This is a genomic window from Leifsonia sp. TF02-11 (assembly GCF_017565305.1).
Lineage (GTDB): Bacteria > Actinomycetota > Actinomycetes > Actinomycetales > Microbacteriaceae > Leifsonia.
This window is the reverse complement of sequence record NZ_JAGEKP010000007.1, coordinates 258,210-275,320: the sequence shown is the minus strand read 5'-3', so window position 1 is coordinate 275,320 and position 17,111 is coordinate 258,210. Positions and strand designations below refer to the sequence as shown.

Below are 17,111 nucleotides of genomic sequence, written 5' to 3'. Positions count from 1 at the left end.
AGAGCTCCGCGGAGCAGCGTCGGGGAGACGAAGGAGTCCGAGATGGTGACGGGAACCACCGCCACGCCCCGCGGTGACGATCAAGAGAAACGGACGAACGGCGAAGAGGGACGCAAGAACCCTGTCGCCCGCTTCCTGAAGGTCCTCGGCCCCGGCCTGATCACCGGCGCCGCCGACGACGATCCCTCCGGCGTCGCCACCTACGCTCAGGCCGGCGCGACCTACGGCTACGGGATGCTCTGGACGGTACCGGTCGTCCTTCCGCTGATGATGGCCGTGCAGGAGATGTGCGACCGGATGGCGCTGGCCTCCGGGGACAGCCTCGGCAAGCTGATCCGCCGCAAGTTCACCCGGGGATGGCGGATCGCCATCGGGATCCTCCTGGCCGCGCTCCTCGTCGCGAACTGTCTCAATCTCTCCGCCGATCTGATGGCGGTGGGCCAGGGCATGGAGTTGCTGCACGCGGGACCGGCCGCACTGTGGTCCGCTGTCGCCGGCGCCGGGATCGTGGTCACGCTCGTCTTCGGCTCGTACGACTGGATCCGGCGCATCTTCAAGTGGCTCTGTCTCGCCCTGCTGATCTATGTCGGTGTGCTTTTCGTGAGCCAGGTGAACTGGCCGGAGCTGGCCGCGGGTCTCCTGGGCCTGCACTTCCAGTTCAGTCCGGCCTACCTCGGGCTCGCCGTGGGGGTCTTCGGCACCTCGATCAGCCCGTACATGTTCTTCTGGCAGTCCCAGGAGCGGATCGAGGAGATGGAGGGGGAGGAGCTGCGCGCGGACGGCAAGGCTCAGCCCCTCTCCGAGCGCAGTCGGGCGGCGGCGAAACGCCGCCAGCTCGGCGGTCGGGTCGACGTCTTCACCGGGATGGTCTTCAGCGTGCTGGTGATGTTCGCCATCATCGCCGCCACGGCAGCCACCCTCGGGGCGCACCACAAGACGGTGACGAGCGCCGCGGACGCCGCCAGGGCGCTCGAGCCCATCGCGGGGACCTACGCCGGGATCTTCTTCGCGATCGGGTTCATCGGGTCGGGCATCCTCGCCGTCCCCGTGCTCGCAGCATCCGGCGCATCCGGGATGGCTGCGCTTCTGGGCAAACAGTGGGGCTTCGACGACAGCCCTCGCAAAGCACCGGTGTTCTACATCCTCCTCGGCGTCGGCATCATCGCCGGCACGGTACTGGCGATCTTCGTGAACAACCCGATCCAGCTGCTGGTGCTCTCGGCCGTCGTCAACGGCATCGCGGCCGGACCGTTCCTGGTCATCATGATGCTCATCGCCCGCGACAGGCGGATCATGCACCGGTACCGCAATCGCGCGCTGTCGCAGTTCCTCGGCTGGATCGCCACCGGCATCATGTGCGCGGGCGGCGTCTACGGGGTGTGGTTCACGGTGACGGCCGGCTGACTTCCGCGCTCCCCACGCTGGAGAGCCCGCCGTGTCAAGCCCTCCCCCGCAACGCATCGGGCGACTTCAGTGGTGAGGCGGTGAGCGCGCGAAGGGAGTCCACGATGCTGTTGTCCTACGAAGGAACCCCGATCCCCGACGGGCTGGACTTCGTCGCGCTGAGCGACCGGACGTGGCGCGTCTGCGCCGACCGCTTCCCGTCAGCTGGATCGTCGGGCACGCTCGCGTACATCGAGCGCGACCCGGCCGGGTTCGAGGTGATGCTGCTCCGCGGCAGACGCGTCGAGACCAGGCGGGCGGACTGCCTCGCGGCGGCGCTCGCGATCGTGGCCGACGACGCCCGAGACGCCGCGCACTGATGACCGGGAGGCGCGATCGCATGACGGGCGCGCTGCATCACCGCGGAGGGCAGGGGCCCGCGCGAACGAAGAACTCGTCCAGGGCGTTCGTGAGGTCCTCTGCCGCCTCCTCGGCCAGGTGGTGCCCGCTGTCGATCGGGCCGCCGGAGACCGTCACGGCCCAGTCGCGCCAGATCGCGAGAGGGCTGCCGAACAGCCGCTCCAGATCGTCTCGGCTCGACCACAGCACCAGCAGCGGCATCCTCAGCCGGCGGCCGGCCTCGCGGTCGGCCTCCTCGGCGCGCCTGTCGACGCCGAGCCCTGCTCGGTAGTCCTCCAGCATCGCCCGCACCACCCGGGGATCGTGGACGGCTCTGCGCCGCTCCTGGTAGTTCTCCGCTCCCATGACATCCGGATCGCCGCCGTACCAGGCGTCCGGATCGGCCGAGATCACGCGCTCGGGGAGATCGGGCTGAGCGAAGAAGAACCAGTGGTACCACGCGGTCGCGAACTCCGGCGTGATCCGCTCCAGATGCTCCACGATCGGGATGCAGTCGAGCAGGGCCACGGCGGGAACCGATTCCGGATGGTCCATCGCCAACCGGAACGCCGCATAGCTGCCGCGGTCGTGTCCCACCAGCAGGAACCGATCGTGCCCCAGCGCCCGCATCAGCGCGAGGACGTCCTCGGCCATCGCCCGCTTCGACGCCTGCGCATGATCCGACGCCGGGTCGGGCGACGTCGACTGTCCGTAGCCGCGCAGATCCGGGACGACCACGCGATAGCCGCGCGAGACCAGCGACGGCGCGACACGGTGCCAGGTCGCGCCGGTCCGCGGATGCCCGTGCAGCAGGACGACCGGAGGGCCATCGCCGCCGTGCCGCACATGGACGACCACCCCGCCGACCTCGATGTCCTCCTCGACGAATCCCTCGAACACGCTGCGTACGGTACTCCCCGGGGCTATCAGCCCCGGCGCGTCGAGTGTACGCAGGAGTCATGGATCACTCCGTCGCCCCTGTCCTGGACGCGCTCGCCGAGTATCAGCGGCTCGATCGCTACGGGTTCACCCCGCCCGGTCATCGACAGGGCCGGGGCGCCGATCCCCGCGTGCGCGAGGTGATCGGCGGCGCGCTCGCTCTCGACGTCCTCGCCACGGCCGGGCTGGACGACCGGACGTCGTCCGGTGGATACCTCCAGCAGGCTCAGGAGCTGATGGCCGACGCCGTCGGGGCCGACCATGCCTTCTTCTCCACCTGCGGCAGTTCGCTCTCGGTCAAGGCGTCGATCCTCGCCGTCACCCGAGGTGAAGGCGACATCCTGATCGGCCGCGATGTGCACAAGTCCGTCGTCGCCGGGCTGGTGCTGTCCGGCCTGCAGCCCCGCTGGATCGAGGTCCGCTACGACGAGGAGCTCCACCTGGCGCACCCGCCGTCGCCCGACGCGGTCGAGCGGATGTGGCAGCGCTACCCGGACGCCTCGGCTGCGCTCGTCACGAGCCCGACACCCTACGGCACTTGCACCGACCTCGAGGCGATCGCCGGCATCTGCCACAGCCGCGGCAAGCCGCTCATCGTCGACGAGGCCTGGGGAGCTCATCTACCGTTCCACGAGTCGCTGCCCACCTGGGCTATGGATGCGGGAGCCGACATCTGCGTCGTCAGCGTCCACAAGATGGGCATCGGCTTCGAACAGGGCTCGGTCTACCACCTGCAGGGCGGCCTGGTCGATCCCGTCCGGCTGAAGCAGTGCGCGGATGTGCTCGCCACGACCAGCTCCAACGTCCTGCTGTACGCCGCGATCGACGGTTGGCGCCGGCAGATGGTCGAGCACGGCCACGAACTGCTCTCCCGGACCCTCGAGCTGACCGAGCGCGTTCGGGCCGACATCGAATCGATCGAGGGTGTGCATGTCCTGCGCGACGAGCTCGTCTCGGAGGAGGCGTCCCACGATCTCGATCCGCTCCACGTCCTGATCGACGTGGGCGCACTCGGTGTCTCCGGCTACCAGGTCGCCGACTGGCTGCGCGCGGAGCACCGGATCGACATGGGCCTCAGCGACCATCGCCGCGTGGAGGCCACCCTGTCCATGGCCGACGACGAGGCGACGACCGGACGACTGCTCGAGGCACTCCGGCAGCTGCCGAACGCGGCCGCGCGGTTCGCGGCACCGCCGATGGTCGCCTTCCCCTCCGGAGAGGCCTTCGTCCCGCGACAGGCCCGGCTCCCGCGGGACACCTTCTTCGGTCCGGTCGAGACGGTGCCGGTAGCCGACGCGGCCGGCCGGATCTGTGCGGAGCAGCTCACCCCGTACCCGCCAGGGATACCGGCGATCCTCCCCGGCGAGGTCATCGTCTCCGAGGTCGTCGACTACCTGCGCAGCGGGCTGGCCGCCGGCATGGTGATCCCGGATGCGGCCGACCCGTCACTGGAAACCGTTCGCGTCGTTCGAGAGCTGCCCAGCGAGCTCTGACCGTCCGTCAACCCCTTGCGTTCGCGCTGCCGCGGGCATTCGATCTCGAAGGAGCCGCAGGACCGCGTATCCGCACGGAAGGGAAACGTCTGCCATCGTGACCGCACACCAGCGCACCCCGCGCCACACGTCGAGGATCCGGACCGCGACCATGATCGGCGCGGGGGTGGCCGCCGCCGCCGTGACCGCCGCCCTCGGCCTGTGGGCGTATGCAGCGGCCGTCGGGTGGGCTGTCGCATGCGCCGTCTACCTGGCGTGGGTCTGGCTCACCATCTCTCGGATGGGAGGCGCGGAGACGCACCGTCGCGCCTCCGCCGAGGACCCCGCCCGGACCACCAGCGACACCCTGCTCCTCGTCGCGTCCGTGGCCAGCCTCGCCGCGGTCGCCCTGCTCTTGGGCCAGACGAAGAACGCCGCCCCACCGGCGAAGGATCTCATCGCGGCGCTCGGCATCGCCTCCGTCGCCCTGTCCTGGTTGTTCGTGCACACGATCTACACGCTCCGCTATGCCGTCCTGTACTACAACGAGCCGGGCAGCGGGCGGCACGGGATCGACTTCAACGAGGACACGGCGCCGCGCTACCTCGACTTCGCCTACCTCTCGTTCACCGTCGGCATGACCTTCCAGGTCTCCGACACCGACATCTCCAGCCAGCGGATTCGCGCCGCCATCCTGCGGCACATGCTGCTGTCGTACCTGTTCGGCGCGGTGATCATCGCCACCTCCGTGAACCTGGTCGCGAGCCTTGCCTCCTGATGTCGGCGTGCGTCGTCGTCAGCCGTCAGCCGTCAGCCGTCGAGGCGACGGCGGAGCTCGGCGTTCTCGGCGCGCAGTTCGAGCACCCGGCCGACGCCGGCGAGGTTGACCCCGTCGCCCTGCAGCACGGCCACCTCGCGGATCGCGGCGATGTCGTCGTCGCTGTAGCGGCGTGTTCCGCCCTCCGTGCGCGCGGGAGTGACCAGCCCCTTCTCCTCATAGAGACGGAGCGTCGCCGCCGGGAGCTCCGTCAGCTGCGCGGCAACGGCGATGCTGTAGAGCGGGACACTCCCCGACCGGTCGGTCATCCTCAAAGTTTGCTGTAAATCGGAAGTTTTGTCAAACGCAGGGTGTATTAAATCTATAGCAGACGCTGTAGGTAATCTCATTGGTCAGCAGGATGGGAGGCTCCGAGATGCAGACGGCGATCGAGACGGCCACGGCAGGGTTCGCAGACCTGATCTGCTCCGACCCGGATTGGGTGGAGGCTGAATTCGCCGCACTCGTCGCCCGCTCCCGCTTGGAGCCTCCCGTTCGCACCGGCGTCTCCGGTCCCCAACCGTCGGGACCGCGCGTCCCGGTGTCCACCTGGCCGCGCCGGTGGAGCCCGGGACGGCAGCGGAGGCTCTCCGCCTGGCGCGTCCGGGCGGTGGCGCGCTGCCCGCCCACGCTGAACGCACCTACGCGCAACCGCACACCACGATGAAAGGAGTTCACACCATGGCCATGTCGTTCGATCCTTTCAGCCAGCTGGACAGGATCGCTCAGAGCGTCTTCGACACCAGCCGCCAGCCGCGCATGATGCCGGTGGATCTGTCGCGTGAGGGCGACAAGTACCTGCTCAACGCGGATCTCCCGGGCATCGACCCCGGATCCATCGACATCGACCTCGACGGCCACCTGCTGAGCATCCGCGCGCAACGGTCGGCGGGAGAGCGCCAGAACAGCCGTTGGCTGCTCCAGGAGCGGCCGTTCGGCAGCTACCTGCGCCAGTTCACGATCGGCGACGACGTCGACACCGAGGGCATCAGCGCGAGCTACGACAACGGCGTGCTCAGCGTCCTGATCCCGATCGCCGAGAAGGCGAAGCCGCGCAAGGTCAGCGTCGGATCGGCGTCGGAGCACCACAACAAGGCCGTCACCGCCTGAGCGGCGGCCGGCGAGCGGGCTCCACGCCGGTGCAGGCCGGACCGCATGATGCGGGCGGCGCGCCTCGCTCGCCCACCACGACAGGAGGCCGTCCCTACGGGGGCGGCCTCCTTCGGTATCCGAGTGCCGATACTCCTTCGAAAGGGCATAGCCACGAGCGACGACCGCTCCTAGAATCGCGCCCGAACGGCAGTCACTAGGGCTAAGGAGACTCGACATGACCGATACGACACCGACTCCAGCAGACGGAGCCGACGGGGAGGACACGGCCGTCGACGTGACGGCGGCCGGCATCAGCAACGGCGCCTACACGCTGATCGCCGCCGATTTCGCGGACACCGACATCGCACTGGAGGCGTACGAGGAACTCAAGAAGGTCGAAGACGGAGCGACCGTCAAGATCGACGGGGTCGTCGTCGTCAGGCGGAGCGCGGACGGCAAGCTCGAAGTGCAGAAGGCCACCGACCACAGCACCCGCGAGGGCGCCGCCTGGGGCGCTGTCGGCGGGGCCGTGCTCGGCGTCTTGTTCCCTCCGTCGATCATCGGAAGCGCGCTCGTGGTCGGCGCTGGCGGCGGCCTCATCGGAAAGCTGCGTGAGCGGCACCACAAGAAGGAGCTGGCGAAGGAGCTCGAGGACGCGATCGAGCCCGGCCACTCCGGCATCATCGCGCTCGTCTCCGACCCCGCGGAGATCAAGTTCCGCAAGGCGCTCGAGAAGGCCGACCGGATCGTCGAGAAGGCCATCGACGATGCCGCCGCGGCGGACCTCAAGACAGCGGGCACAGCCGAGGAGGGCGCCGCCGACTCCGCCGACAAGAAATAGACCGCGTCCGGGCCACCGGTCATGGTGTGCGGGGCGACCACCACTGGTCCGCGCGATGCGCGCCGTGCGACGATGCAGGAATGAGCAGCACTCCAGACGCCGCCGGATCCCGCTCGAACGCCGAACGGAACCGTGCCCGTGCAGCCGCACTCATCTTCCTCGCCGCAGCCGTGGTGCTCGTCGTTCCGGCCGCGTCGGGCTACGGCGAATGGCAGCACGCCCTCCACTACGGCTGGCCCGGCTCGTACAGCAGCAGCGTCTCGGAGCTGAACGCGGGCGAGGCGATCTGGAAGGCGGACATCTGGAGCCTGATCTCGGTCGTCGTTCTGATCGGCGCAGCCGTCGGCGCCGGGTTCGCTGCGCGCGCGGCCGGGCAGCGGGTCTGGCTGGTCGTGCTCGCCGGTGTCGCCATCACGGTCGTCGCCGTGCTCGCGATCGCGGCGCTCCTCACTCCGCCGGTCGCATCCTCGTAGTCCTCGGCGGCGGTGGTCGCGCCCTGCGCTATTCGTCGCTCGGTGTGCGCGTCGTCGGCAGCGCGTCCGCGCGCTCGTCCCGGCGACCACGGCGTCGCCCGCGGAGCTGCCGGGAGACGACTCGCGCGAGCAGTGTGAGCGCGATGGAGCAGACGGGACCGACCACGGCGAGCGCGAGCGCGAAGAGGATGCGTTGAGCCACGGGCGCACCGCCCGTGTTCGCCGTGTAGAGGAAGACGGCGCAGAGGAGGTAGCCGTAGACGCCGGAGGCCAGCAGAGCGGTGAGCCGGTCGGTCGGGAGGAGGCCGATGGCGATCGCGACGATCGCCCAGACGATCAGGTTCCAGGCGGAGCCGCCGAACAGGATCTGCCCGCTGAGGGCGCCGAGGCCGATTCCGACTACGCCGCCGACGACGACGGTGAGCGTCCTGCTCATGGTGCGGGAGTCCGCACGGGACGGATCGTCAGCAGGAACCGGACGAGGAAGACGACGCCGAAGATCAGCGCCACGACTCCGTCGGCGTAGAGCACGCCCTGCCCCCACGCGACGCGGGAGACGCCCTGGGTCGCTCCGGCGGCGAGCAGCGCGAGGCCGGCGCCGAGGAACGCGGTCGCCCCGATCGCGGTGACCACGCTGCGCGGGAGGCGAGCACGGGCGCCGAGCGGACGCCGCCGGGCCAGCCGCATCGCGGCGAGGAGAACGCCCGCGATGACCAACCCGACGATCGCGGCGGCAAGGATGAACAGGAACGAGTCGTCGGAGCTCTCCAGCGCGGCCGCGGTGCTGCAATCGCTCGCGCCCGGCTGGACGGCGAGCCAGTGTGCGCACTGCGCTGCGGTGAACCGGTAACCGGCGGGTGCGCCGTAGACCCACTGCGTCGAGGTCACCAGCGCCAGCGCACGGGCGAGGAGGGTGGCCAGGCCGATCGCGGCGAACCCGTAGACGGCGAGCTGCGCGGCGGCCCGGACGCAGGCGGCGATCAGCTCGGCCGGTCGGCGGCGGTTGGCCACCCGCGCGATCGCAGGGGCGTCGCCGAAGGCGTCGATCGCCGCCGCCTGGGCGGCATCGGCGTCCAGGCCGCCGCGCTGGTAGGCGTCGGCCGAGTCGCGCAGGTGCGTCTCGGCCTCGGCGAGCATTCTGCGGCGCTCGGCCGCGGTGCCCTCCAGCCGGTCGAGCATGTCGTCGAGGTAGGCGTCGATGCGGTCACTGCTCATGCGGATGCTCCCAACACTCGGTTCATGCCGCTGGCGAAACGCTGCCAGTCGGCGGCCTGCTGATCCCGCGCCTCCCGGCCGGCTCCGCTGAGCTCATAGACCCGGCGGCGCCTGCCTCCGACGACCTCCCACGAGCTCGTGATCAGCCCGCGGGATTCGAGCCCGTGCAGCGCCGGGTACACGGTGCCCTCGGCGAGGACGAACTCGCCGTCGCTGCGTTCCCGGATGCTCGCCGTGAGTTCGTACCCGTGCGCCGGGCCGGCGGCGAGAGCGGCGAGCAGCAGCAGGTCGAGATTCCCCTTGATTCGATCGTGGGCCATACCTAGGGATTCTAGGCATGGGAGTTCTAGGTATCAAGAGCCGATCGAGGTAGAGTGCCGGGCATCGCCTCCCGGAGTGAAGGTGTGAAGGAGAGCTATGACCCGCGACCAGCACCTCGAACACCGGATCCGCGTGCGCGCACCGGAGGCCGGAGAGTCCTCTCCGAGCACCCGCGGACACGTGCTCCCTGGCGAGCAGCCACCGCCGCCGTTCGAAGCCCGACGCCCCTCGGACTACCTGCTCCGCGCAGCGGCGTCCGCTGCCGGCCAAGCGTACAAGTCGCTCGCGATCCAGCAGCTCGCCATCGACGCCGACGACACGATCCTGGATCTCGGCTGCGGCACCGGCGGCGAACTCGCAACCCTCCTGCGCGCACTCGGCCCGGACGGCTCGCTGATCGGCATCGACACCGACGACGACGCACTCCGTGTCGCGCGGGAACGGTTCGATGACCGGCGGCTGCGCCTGCGCAGCGGCGACGCACACGCGCTCGACCTCGCCGACGAATCGGTCGACCGGGTCTATGTCGACCGCGCCGCGCAGCACTTCGCCGCGCCGGCGACCGTGCTCGACGATCTCCGGCGGATACTGCGGCCGGACGGCCGGGTCGTGCTCGCCGAACCCGACTGGCAGACCCTCGTCATCGACAGCACCGAACCGGAACTCGCCGCGAACTACCGGCGGTTCGTCGTGGACCAGGTCATCCGCAACCCGCGCATCGGCAGCGAGCTGCCGCGGCTCGTGCAGGTCGCCGGCCTTCGTCTCGACACCGTGCTCCCCGCTACCGCGACCTTCACCGATCCCGTCGACGCCGATCAGGTCTTCGGTTTCGCGCGGGTCACCCGCCGAGCGGTCGCCGCGGGCTACCTCGACGACGATCAGGCGGACCGCTGGCTCGGCTCCCTCACGGGTGGACTGTTCTTCGCGTCGCTGACGATCTTCATCACCGTCGCCCATCGGGGCGGCTGAGGCCGGCCCCTGCGACGGACACCGACGACGAGCTCATGACGTCGCGCGCAGTCTGGCATCGATCGCCTCGATCGACTCGCCGCGGCCGCGCGGCATGAACACGATGCCCAGGATGCCCGATCCGACGGTCACCACGATCATCAGGATCGAGACCCCGACGAGTCCGGACGCCAGCAGCGTCGGCACGAAGACGAGCGAGACAGCGGAGGCGATCCGCGCGACGCCGAAGCTCAGACCGAGCGCTGTGCTGCGCAGCTCCGTCGGGAACAGCTCCTGCGACCACAGTTTGTAGTGCGCCTCCCCGGCCATCGTGGTGCCGATCCCGTAGGTCACGAACGCGATCACCAGGGTTCCCGCTCCGACCGGGAGCACCAGGGCGAGGAACCAGGCGGCCACCTGCACGATGGCGCCGACGATGAAGATCGGCCGGCGCGCAGCGCTGTCCATCGGCCGCATCATCACCACGACGGTGATCAGGATGATCGGGACCGTGACGAGGGACAACAGGAGGGCGACCGCAGGGGGGAGGCCGCCGACCGTCTCGAGGGCGTAGAGCCCGAAGGAGCCGTAGAAGTTCGTACCGATGGTCAGCAGTGTGTAGAACGCGAGGATGAACAGGGTGTTCCGCAGCAGCCGACCGCGGAACAGGCCACCGATCGTCTCCCGGGTCGCGCCGACGCTGCGCGCGTTCTTCCAGGCCGTCGGTTCACCGATCTTGCGGCGCAACAGCCAGGTGACCAGGGACAGGACCAGGAGGTGCCCGAAAACGATGCGCGGCATCCACTCCCCCAGGCCCGTCGAGACCAGGACGACGAGGATGACGATGAGCGGGCCGAGCCCCCACAGCAGCTGTGTGAAGGTGACGAGCCGGCCGCGGCGCTTTCCTGGGGCGGTCTCGCCCACCACGGTGATCGAGGTCGGCACGTCGGCGCCGATCGCCAGGCCGACGATGATCACGCCGACGAACAGCATGGCGGGCACGACGGCGCACACGATCCAGAGCAGCCCGAAGGCGTAGAGCAGCAGGTCGAAGGAGTACACCCGCTTGCGGCCGACGCGGTCGCCGACGCGGCCTCCGACGATCGCCCCGATGCCGATGCAGACGGTGAGAGCGGCGGACAGGAAGCCGAGTTGCCAGGCGTCGAGCGAGAACTGACTCTTCCAGAGGGTGAGGCTCGCGCTGACCGCGACGATCGTCCCCGCATCGAGGTACGACGCCATCCCGGCGAGGACAGCGGTGCGCCAGGGTGCGCGCGCCTGAGGTTCGATGCCGGAAGCGTCGGGCGCGGTGCCGGCGGGGGCGGGTGCGGGTTCGGTCATCGGGAGGTCTCCGTTCATCGGGTCTGCGCCCATGGTGTTCATCGGGTCCGCAGCCAGTGGGCGGTCTGGGCGGCGAGGAGGGCGCGCAGGCCGCCGAGGTCGACGTTATAGTCGACGACGTGCAGCCCGAGCGCGGACGTGGAGGTGTCGGGAAGCATCCCGGTGGGGTCGTCGATCTGCAACCAGCTGGAGTTGGCGGTCGCGTCGCCGGCGAACGCGCAGTGTCCGGTGAGCGCGCCGGGCGTCTCGCGGTAGCCCGTCGGGTCGGCGGGCAGCGTGTAGCCCAGCAGCAGGTGGGTGAGCGCGCCGTTCGGGGCGAGCAGGCTGCCGCGGACGAGCGTGCGGGTCGGGAGGATCGGGTCCAGCGGCGTGGAGGTCCCTGCCGGCTTCGAGGCCAGCAGGGCACTGGGGTTGACGCACCCGATCCTGTGGCCGGGGTCGAGATTGGCGGCGAGACTCCCCGACACGGGAGGCTGCCCCGCCGGCTGGCCGTAGCTCGAGTAGGCGATGACGCACCCGGTCGGCACCGAGCCCGGCTGGGGTTCGCACAGCGGAAGGTGCTGGAATGTCGAGTGCGGATCGGCCCCTCCCCCGGCCGCGGCATCCAGCGGCACCTGGACCTGGCCGCCGAGGACGACGGCGCTCACCAGTTGCGCGGTCGCCGCGGCCTGACCGTCCACCGAGTGCTGCAGCAGTCGCTCGACGGCGACGCTGCCCTGCGAGTGGCCGAGCACGATGACCCCGCGGCGGTTCCCCGTCGACGGGTCGATGTTGTCGTGCGTCCAGTAGTCGTCCCACGCCTGCTGCACATCGGCGAAACCGGGGCCGGGATACGGGTCGCCACCGGTCACACCGCTCACGGCGAGCTGCGCGAGGGTGCTCTGCCGATAGAGCGGAGCGAAGACGCGGCACAGGCCGGCGAGCGGCCCGAGCTGCGCGAGCATCACGGCGACCTCGTCGTCGCGGGCGGACGGCGGGGCGGAGCCGATCATCAGCGGCGGATTCGGCAGCAGGTCGACCGTCGGGTAGACGTAGAAGCAGTCGACAGGCGGAGGGGTGACGCCGGTGGGCTGCACGACGGCCAGACTGCCGCCGGCGGCCACCGTCGTCGAGAGCGGGACCGTGGTGCCGTCGGGGTAACGGCCGACGCCGTCGCCGCACGCCGAGGCCGGGTCGCCGGGATGGCAGAGCCAGACCGGCGCCGACAGCGGTGCGGTCAGCGACAGGGACAGGGCGTCCGAGGCGGGTGTCAGACCGACGGCTGCCGTCAGCGCGACGGCCGTCGCGATCCCGAGGAACGGTGAAGGCATCGTCGCCTCCTTTCGTCGGCACACCGAGCGGTGTGCGTAGTGGTCAGAGCCGCGTCGTCGCGGACCCTGCATGGTGCGCGGTCTCCCGCCCCGCGCGGTCGACGAACGTGAACGGCACGGGAGAGACGATCTCGACCCGGTCGCCGTCGACGGCGACCTGCACCGGGCCGAAGGGGGTGGCGGCGGCGCCGGAGACCCGCGAGAGGCGTCCGGGCCGTGGAGCGATGCGCATCCTGGCGCAACCGGGCTCGTCGGGCCGGATGCCGAGCGTGAAGACGATCAGGTCGCGGGCCGGGGTGGCGCTCCAGCCGTGGCAGAACGAGCCGCCCTCCCAGCACTCGCGGAAGGCCGTCGGCCCGTCCTCGAGCAGCGCGTCCCAGTCGAGCAGCAGGTCGGGCAGCCGATCGGTGTCGCCGAGCAGATCGAGAGCCTCGTGCACGATCGGGCGGAAGAAGGGCTGCGCCCCGACCGTCGACCGCTCGGTGTCCCAGTCGGGCGCATCGCGCACCGACACCGGCGATCCGGCCACCGGGCCGAGCGCGTCCGAACCGTGGTCGGCGAGCGGGCTGCGGGTGAACATGGCGTCCCGATCGAGGAGGAGACGCCGCACGGCATCGTGCCGGTGCTCCGGGACGATGCGCGCACACACCGCCGCGGCAGCGGTGTGCTCGCTGACCGACGCTCCACGCCCTCCGTCGACGATCGTGTCGCGATAGGCGCCGCGCACCTCGTCCCAGAACGCCTCGAACCCGGCCGCGATCGCGGAATGCCGCTCGCGCGCCCAGCGGGCACGGCCGTGGTCGCCGAGCGCGTCGGCGAGTTCGGCGACATCGAGGAAGGCGCGGGCCAGCAGCGCGTTCAGGGCAGCGCTCCGCCCGCTCACCTGCACGGGCGACCAGTCGATGAGCACCCATCCCGGCACGTCGGCGACGAGGCCGTCGTCGCCCGCGAACCGGTCGAACCAGCGCAGCACGTTCTCGGCGACCGGCAGCAGCTCGGCAACGGCCTCCCGATCGCCCGTGTAGAGGTGCAGGCGCTGCACCTGGCGGATCCAGTGCAGCGACCAGTCCGGGATGGTGGGGACCTCCGGGGTGGCGAAATCGCCCGCCGCGACCATCGGCAGGATGCCGTCGATGCGCGGTTGTGCGAGCAGGCGGGGGCTCCAGCGCGGCAGGCTCCAGTCGAGGTTCGCCGCGAAGTCGACGGACTGGTGCACCACCGAGTCCCCCGTCCAGGCGCGCTGCTCCCGGGTCGGGCAGTCCACATAGGCGTCGTGCGAGCTGAGATCGGCGGTGCGCAACGCGACATCGTAGATGCGGTCGAGCCGCGGGTCGTCGGAGCGGAAGGGCGCGACCGCCTTCCGGGGACGCAGGCGTTCGAGGACGGCGACATCGTCCAGCGACCAGTCGGCCGCCGAGTCGACCAGCAGCACCAGCCAGCGGCCGCCCAGACGCTCCGACGACGTGATCCGGTCGTCGGCACCGCGGCAGATGTATCCGAGCAGAGCGGCGGAGTCGAGCGCCGCCGGCGTCGGCGCCTCGAGCAGGCTCGCCGCGACCGTTGTGCCCCGCGGCGCGGAGAACTGCAGCACCAGCCGGCCGCTGACGATCGCGCCGAAGTCCAGGACGATCAGGCGGCGGCCGGCCGGAACGTCGACCGGGCGCTCGAAGGCGACGGGGGCTTCGGCGGGAACGCCAGGGGCTTCGGCGGGAACGCCAGGGGCTTCGGCGGGAACGCCAGGGGCTTCGCCGAGCAGCCCGGCGAGGAGGGTGCGAGCGACTGTGAGGGCGGTGCCGTCCCAGGCCTCGGACCCGCCGTCCGCGATGGCGAGCCCGACAGGATTCCGGAGTTCACCGACGAGGGCCGGGACCGGCCGCCGGCGGGGCGCCCCCCACGGCTCCCCGCCCGGCGTCGTGCGCCCGGAGGGACCCACGATGGAGTGCTCGTGCAGCACCGTCGCAGCCTCCCACGCGGAATCGTCGTAGTCGCGCTGCGCCCAGTCCGCGTCGAGGCGGCGCGCGTCCAGGAGCTCGTCCGGCTGGGTGACGAGGAACCCGCGGGGAGCCGCCGGAATCCACGCGTCCGCAGCCATCACCCGCCAGGTGTCGTCGGTGCCGACGATGGCTCCATCGATGGCGATCTCTGCTGCCAGACAGCCACCGCCCAGCGTGAAGCTGGTGGGCGACGGCTCCCACCAGGGGGAGGGATACCCGCGGAACCGGCCGATGACAGCGACCACGTTCGCCCCGGCGACGAGAGCGCCGTCGAGGCCGTACTCGTCGAACTCGATCCGCCGCGGCGCGTGCCGGATCGGGCCCGACCCGAGTTCACGCCCGTTGACGAAGAGGCGGTAGTCGGAGTCGGCCGTGATCCGCAGGCGCGCGGTGCGCGGCGCCGAGTCGAGGTGCAGGACGCGGCGGAACAGCACCCGCGTGTCGAAGCGCTCGGGATCCGGCGCGCCGTAGGGGTGGTCCGCGGTCGGTCCCGCCAACGCGGGGCGGCGCGACCAGATCCAGCTCCCGGTCCACTTCTCCGGCCACGGCGTCGATGACATGCGTCTGATTTTACCGAGTGGTAAGTAAAATGCAAGAGGGCACAATAGGGACATGAGCGAGAGCAGCGACACGACGGCCCCGTCACGCCGCCGACGGCACCGCGGCACAGGGCGCGGCGACTCCCGGCGCGACGAGCTGCTCCACGTGGCGAGCGAGCTGTTCGCCGAGAACGGCTATCGCGACACGAGCATCGCCGACATCGCCCAGCGCGTCGGGGTCACCCAGCAGGCGCTGCTCTACTACTTCGGGAGCAAGCCGGCCCTGCTCGACGCCGTCATCGACGAACGGGACGGCGCCGCCGTCGCGTTCGCCGAGGAGCTCGCCGCGATCGGCGGGTTCGACGCCATCCGCGCCATCCCCTCCTCGGCGCGCCGCAACGTCGCCGAACCCAACCTGGTGCGGCTCTTCGCCGTCCTCGTCGCGGAGAACCTCCCGCAGCACGCCGTCGCCCACGATCACTTCGTCGCACGGTATCGCCGTCTGCGCCGCATCGTCGCCGAACTCATCGCCGAAGGGCAGCGCACCGGGGAGTTCAGCACGGACGTCGACCCGATCCTCAAAGCCGCGGAGGTCGTCGCCGTGATCGACGGGCTCAACACGCAGTGGCTGCTCGACCCCGACGATGTCGACATCATCGGGGCCACCGAGCAGTTCGCCGCAGGGCTGGCCGACTCGTTGCGCGTGCGCGCCTGACCTACTTGCGGAGCCGCGCTCGTCGCACCAGCCACGGGAGCATCCCCACCCCCACCGCCACCAGCACGGCACCGGATCCCAGAAGCGTCAGCCGTGCCGGGAGCCCGCCACCGGCCGGGAGCGCGCCGACCGGGTATTCGATGTACTTCGCCGCCGTGCGCGCGACGTGCTCTCCTGCCTGCTGCGCGATGTCTCGCAGCACAGGCTCGAACGCCGACTCGCCGGGCGCGCGTCCGCCTGGTGCGCCCCCGCCGGTTGAGATCGTGCGGTCGAACCGGCCCGCCTGTTCGCGCGGCGTCGTCAGCAGGGTGAGCCCGTGCGCCGTGCGCACGCTGTCGCCGTCGGCGACGGGCACGACGTGCGCGAGGAAGGCGGCTGCCCCGTAGAGCTCGGCCGCCGCGGCGACGCCGATCTCGTCGACGCCGTCGGTCAGCATGAGCCCGTAGGTGGGCTGGAACCACGGCAGCGTCGCCGCCAGGGGGTAGGGGTAGTCCGCGAGCGCGACCGTGTTCACCGGCATCGTCTCCGCCGGCCCCGGACGCCACGCCGGATAGCCGATCGCCGACGCGATCCTGCTCGCTTCGTCGGCGCCGACGTAGCGCTCCACCAGATGGAGGGCGCCGGCGATGCCCGAGCTGACCCCGGCGGTGGTCAGGATCATGCCGTCCTGCACCCAGCGCACTCCTTCCTCCCAGGTGGTCTTCGGATGCGTCGACCGGAGTTCTGGGATATCCGACCAGAACGAGGTCGCCCGCTTGCCGTCGAGCACGTCCGTGGCCGCGAGCACGCGCGCGCCGGCGCACACGCCCAGCACGGCGTTCCCGCTCCGCGCGGTCCGCTCGATCAGCGCGCGCAGGGGCGCCTCGTCGGCACCATCCGGGTCCGCCATGGCCGGCACGACCACCACGGCCGGCTCCGGAGCGACGCCCGCCTCGACGTCGGCGACGGAGTAGTCCGGCAGGACGGCCAGTCCCCCGGACAGCGCCACGGGCTCCCGTCGAACGGAGACGGTGTAGAGGTGGAACCGCGACGACCGGGCGAGGACCTCGTACGGTCCGAGCGCATCCGTGGCCACCGACCCGTTCGCGCCGAGGAGCACGGCGACGGGGATGCGATCGTCGCGCTTGTCGGCCGCCGGACGGGGAAGCCGCGACGCCGCCCCCGCCGCACTCTCGGGAACCGAGAAGTCGCGTGCCATCGTCACGGCGAACCCGCCGCCCAGGAGTGCGACAAGGGTGGCGGCGCCGAGCACCACGCCGAGGACGGCGGTCAGCAGTGCGGAGGCGATTTTGGGCATGGTGGGGCTCCAGAG

The 17,111-nt window shown here is 70.9% G+C and carries 18 protein-coding genes; 9 read left to right on the top strand and 9 right to left on the bottom strand.

The window, feature by feature from the left end; genetic code table 11:
• Positions 1-42: 42 nt before the first annotated feature.
• Positions 43-1,404: an Nramp family divalent metal transporter gene (locus tag JNB50_RS11570; protein ID WP_208040286.1), complete on the top strand. Its 1,362-nt coding sequence runs from the start codon at positions 43-45 to the stop codon at positions 1,402-1,404.
• Between the two features lie 104 nt (positions 1,405-1,508).
• On the top strand, positions 1,509-1,763 hold the full coding sequence (locus JNB50_RS11565; protein ID WP_208040285.1) for a hypothetical protein: 255 nt from the start codon (positions 1,509-1,511) through the stop codon (positions 1,761-1,763).
• A gap of 37 nt (positions 1,764-1,800) precedes the next feature.
• Here the strand turns inward: JNB50_RS11565 and JNB50_RS11560 are convergent, their stop codons facing one another.
• Positions 1,801-2,682, bottom strand: a complete 882-nt coding sequence (locus tag JNB50_RS11560) for an alpha/beta fold hydrolase (protein ID WP_208040284.1) — start codon at positions 2,680-2,682, stop codon at positions 1,801-1,803.
• A 59-nt stretch (positions 2,683-2,741) separates the two neighbouring features.
• Here JNB50_RS11560 and JNB50_RS11555 point away from each other — a divergent pair, with 59 nt between their 5' ends.
• Complete coding sequence (locus JNB50_RS11555) at positions 2,742-4,214, top strand: aminotransferase class I/II-fold pyridoxal phosphate-dependent enzyme (RefSeq protein ID WP_208040283.1); 1,473 nt, start codon at positions 2,742-2,744, stop codon at positions 4,212-4,214.
• 97 nt (positions 4,215-4,311) lie between these two features.
• A complete protein-coding gene (locus JNB50_RS11550) occupies positions 4,312-4,971 on the top strand; it encodes a DUF1345 domain-containing protein (RefSeq protein WP_307794697.1) in 660 nt (219 codons plus the stop codon).
• 32 nt (positions 4,972-5,003) lie between these two features.
• Here the strand turns inward: JNB50_RS11550 and JNB50_RS11545 are convergent, their stop codons facing one another.
• On the bottom strand, positions 5,004-5,279 hold the full coding sequence (locus JNB50_RS11545) for a MerR family transcriptional regulator (RefSeq protein ID WP_208040282.1): 276 nt from the start codon (positions 5,277-5,279) through the stop codon (positions 5,004-5,006).
• Positions 5,280-5,691: 412 nt separating this feature from the next.
• Here JNB50_RS11545 and JNB50_RS11540 point away from each other — a divergent pair, with 412 nt between their 5' ends.
• The 3 genes from JNB50_RS11540 to JNB50_RS11530 all read left to right on the top strand — a co-directional run bounded on the left by JNB50_RS11540 (position 5,692) and on the right by JNB50_RS11530 (position 7,416).
• Entirely contained in the window at positions 5,692-6,120 is a 429-nt protein-coding gene (locus JNB50_RS11540) for an Hsp20/alpha crystallin family protein (protein WP_208040281.1), read from the top strand.
• Between the two features lie 217 nt (positions 6,121-6,337).
• A complete protein-coding gene (locus tag JNB50_RS11535; protein WP_208040280.1) occupies positions 6,338-6,943 on the top strand; it encodes a DUF1269 domain-containing protein in 606 nt (201 codons plus the stop codon).
• 80 nt (positions 6,944-7,023) lie between these two features.
• Positions 7,024-7,416, top strand: coding sequence for a hypothetical protein (locus tag JNB50_RS11530; protein WP_208040279.1), 393 nt, complete (start codon positions 7,024-7,026; stop codon positions 7,414-7,416).
• Between the two features lie 28 nt (positions 7,417-7,444).
• Here JNB50_RS11530 and JNB50_RS11525 read toward each other — a convergent pair whose 3' ends face one another.
• The 3 genes from JNB50_RS11525 to JNB50_RS11515 are packed head-to-tail and all read right to left on the bottom strand — an operon-like array spanning position 7,445 to position 8,951.
• On the bottom strand, positions 7,445-7,852 hold the full coding sequence (locus tag JNB50_RS11525; protein WP_208040278.1) for a hypothetical protein: 408 nt from the start codon (positions 7,850-7,852) through the stop codon (positions 7,445-7,447).
• Positions 7,849-8,631: a permease prefix domain 1-containing protein gene (locus JNB50_RS11520; protein WP_208040277.1), complete on the bottom strand. Its 783-nt coding sequence runs from the start codon at positions 8,629-8,631 to the stop codon at positions 7,849-7,851. The genes JNB50_RS11525 and JNB50_RS11520 overlap by 4 nt, the downstream gene beginning before the upstream one ends.
• The gene (locus JNB50_RS11515) at positions 8,628-8,951 is read right to left on the bottom strand and encodes a PadR family transcriptional regulator (RefSeq protein ID WP_208040276.1); all 324 of its coding nucleotides are present in this window, start codon (positions 8,949-8,951) and stop codon (positions 8,628-8,630) included. The genes JNB50_RS11520 and JNB50_RS11515 overlap by 4 nt, the downstream gene beginning before the upstream one ends.
• Positions 8,952-9,048: 97 nt before the next feature.
• On the opposite strand from JNB50_RS11515, the gene JNB50_RS11510 reads away from it, so the two are divergent.
• Positions 9,049-9,921 carry a methyltransferase domain-containing protein gene (locus tag JNB50_RS11510; protein WP_208040275.1) on the top strand — a complete coding sequence of 291 codons (873 nt, stop codon included), beginning with the start codon at positions 9,049-9,051 and terminating at the stop codon, positions 9,919-9,921.
• Positions 9,922-9,954: 33 nt separating this feature from the next.
• Here JNB50_RS11510 and JNB50_RS11505 read toward each other — a convergent pair whose 3' ends face one another.
• From JNB50_RS11505 to JNB50_RS11495, 3 genes are read right to left on the bottom strand one after another with little or no spacing between them, the layout of a single operon-like run.
• On the bottom strand, positions 9,955-11,241 hold the full coding sequence (locus JNB50_RS11505; protein ID WP_208040274.1) for an MFS transporter: 1,287 nt from the start codon (positions 11,239-11,241) through the stop codon (positions 9,955-9,957).
• 38 nt (positions 11,242-11,279) lie between these two features.
• Positions 11,280-12,551, bottom strand: a complete 1,272-nt coding sequence (locus JNB50_RS11500; protein ID WP_208040273.1) for a DUF3089 domain-containing protein — start codon at positions 12,549-12,551, stop codon at positions 11,280-11,282.
• Positions 12,552-12,594: 43 nt separating this feature from the next.
• The gene (locus tag JNB50_RS11495; protein ID WP_208040272.1) at positions 12,595-15,105 is read right to left on the bottom strand and encodes a hypothetical protein; all 2,511 of its coding nucleotides are present in this window, start codon (positions 15,103-15,105) and stop codon (positions 12,595-12,597) included.
• Between the two features lie 52 nt (positions 15,106-15,157).
• Between JNB50_RS11495 and JNB50_RS11490 the strand changes: the two genes are divergently transcribed.
• Positions 15,158-15,799, top strand: coding sequence for a TetR/AcrR family transcriptional regulator (locus JNB50_RS11490; RefSeq protein WP_208040271.1), 642 nt, complete (start codon positions 15,158-15,160; stop codon positions 15,797-15,799).
• A gap of 1 nt (position 15,800) precedes the next feature.
• Here the strand turns inward: JNB50_RS11490 and JNB50_RS11485 are convergent, their stop codons facing one another.
• Complete coding sequence (locus tag JNB50_RS11485; RefSeq protein ID WP_208040270.1) at positions 15,801-17,096, bottom strand: DJ-1/PfpI family protein; 1,296 nt, start codon at positions 17,094-17,096, stop codon at positions 15,801-15,803.
• Between the last annotated feature and the right edge of the window lie 15 nt (positions 17,097-17,111).

Bases quoted from the DNA above. Each gene is read 5' to 3' on its own strand.
- JNB50_RS11490 (WP_208040271.1), top strand. From the start codon at position 15,158: ATGAGCGAGAGCAGCGACACGACGGCCCCGTCACGCCGCCGACGGCAC.
- JNB50_RS11555 (WP_208040283.1), top strand. From the start codon at position 2,742: ATGGATCACTCCGTCGCCCCTGTCCTGGACGCGCTCGCCGAGTATCAG.
- JNB50_RS11540 (WP_208040281.1), top strand. From the start codon at position 5,692: ATGGCCATGTCGTTCGATCCTTTCAGCCAGCTGGACAGGATCGCTCAG.
- JNB50_RS11570 (WP_208040286.1), top strand. From the start codon at position 43: ATGGTGACGGGAACCACCGCCACGCCCCGCGGTGACGATCAAGAGAAA.
- JNB50_RS11535 (WP_208040280.1), top strand. From the start codon at position 6,338: ATGACCGATACGACACCGACTCCAGCAGACGGAGCCGACGGGGAGGAC.
- JNB50_RS11510 (WP_208040275.1), top strand. From the start codon at position 9,049: ATGACCCGCGACCAGCACCTCGAACACCGGATCCGCGTGCGCGCACCG.
- JNB50_RS11505 (WP_208040274.1), bottom strand. From the start codon at position 11,241: ATGACCGAACCCGCACCCGCCCCCGCCGGCACCGCGCCCGACGCTTCC.
- JNB50_RS11525 (WP_208040278.1), bottom strand. From the start codon at position 7,852: ATGAGCAGGACGCTCACCGTCGTCGTCGGCGGCGTAGTCGGAATCGGC.
- JNB50_RS11495 (WP_208040272.1), bottom strand. From the start codon at position 15,105: ATGTCATCGACGCCGTGGCCGGAGAAGTGGACCGGGAGCTGGATCTGG.
- JNB50_RS11515 (WP_208040276.1), bottom strand. From the start codon at position 8,951: ATGGCCCACGATCGAATCAAGGGGAATCTCGACCTGCTGCTGCTCGCC.
- JNB50_RS11565 (WP_208040285.1), top strand. From the start codon at position 1,509: ATGCTGTTGTCCTACGAAGGAACCCCGATCCCCGACGGGCTGGACTTC.
- JNB50_RS11530 (WP_208040279.1), top strand. From the start codon at position 7,024: ATGAGCAGCACTCCAGACGCCGCCGGATCCCGCTCGAACGCCGAACGG.
- JNB50_RS11485 (WP_208040270.1), bottom strand. From the start codon at position 17,096: ATGCCCAAAATCGCCTCCGCACTGCTGACCGCCGTCCTCGGCGTGGTG.
- JNB50_RS11500 (WP_208040273.1), bottom strand. From the start codon at position 12,551: ATGCCTTCACCGTTCCTCGGGATCGCGACGGCCGTCGCGCTGACGGCA.
- JNB50_RS11520 (WP_208040277.1), bottom strand. From the start codon at position 8,631: ATGAGCAGTGACCGCATCGACGCCTACCTCGACGACATGCTCGACCGG.
- JNB50_RS11545 (WP_208040282.1), bottom strand. From the start codon at position 5,279: ATGACCGACCGGTCGGGGAGTGTCCCGCTCTACAGCATCGCCGTTGCC.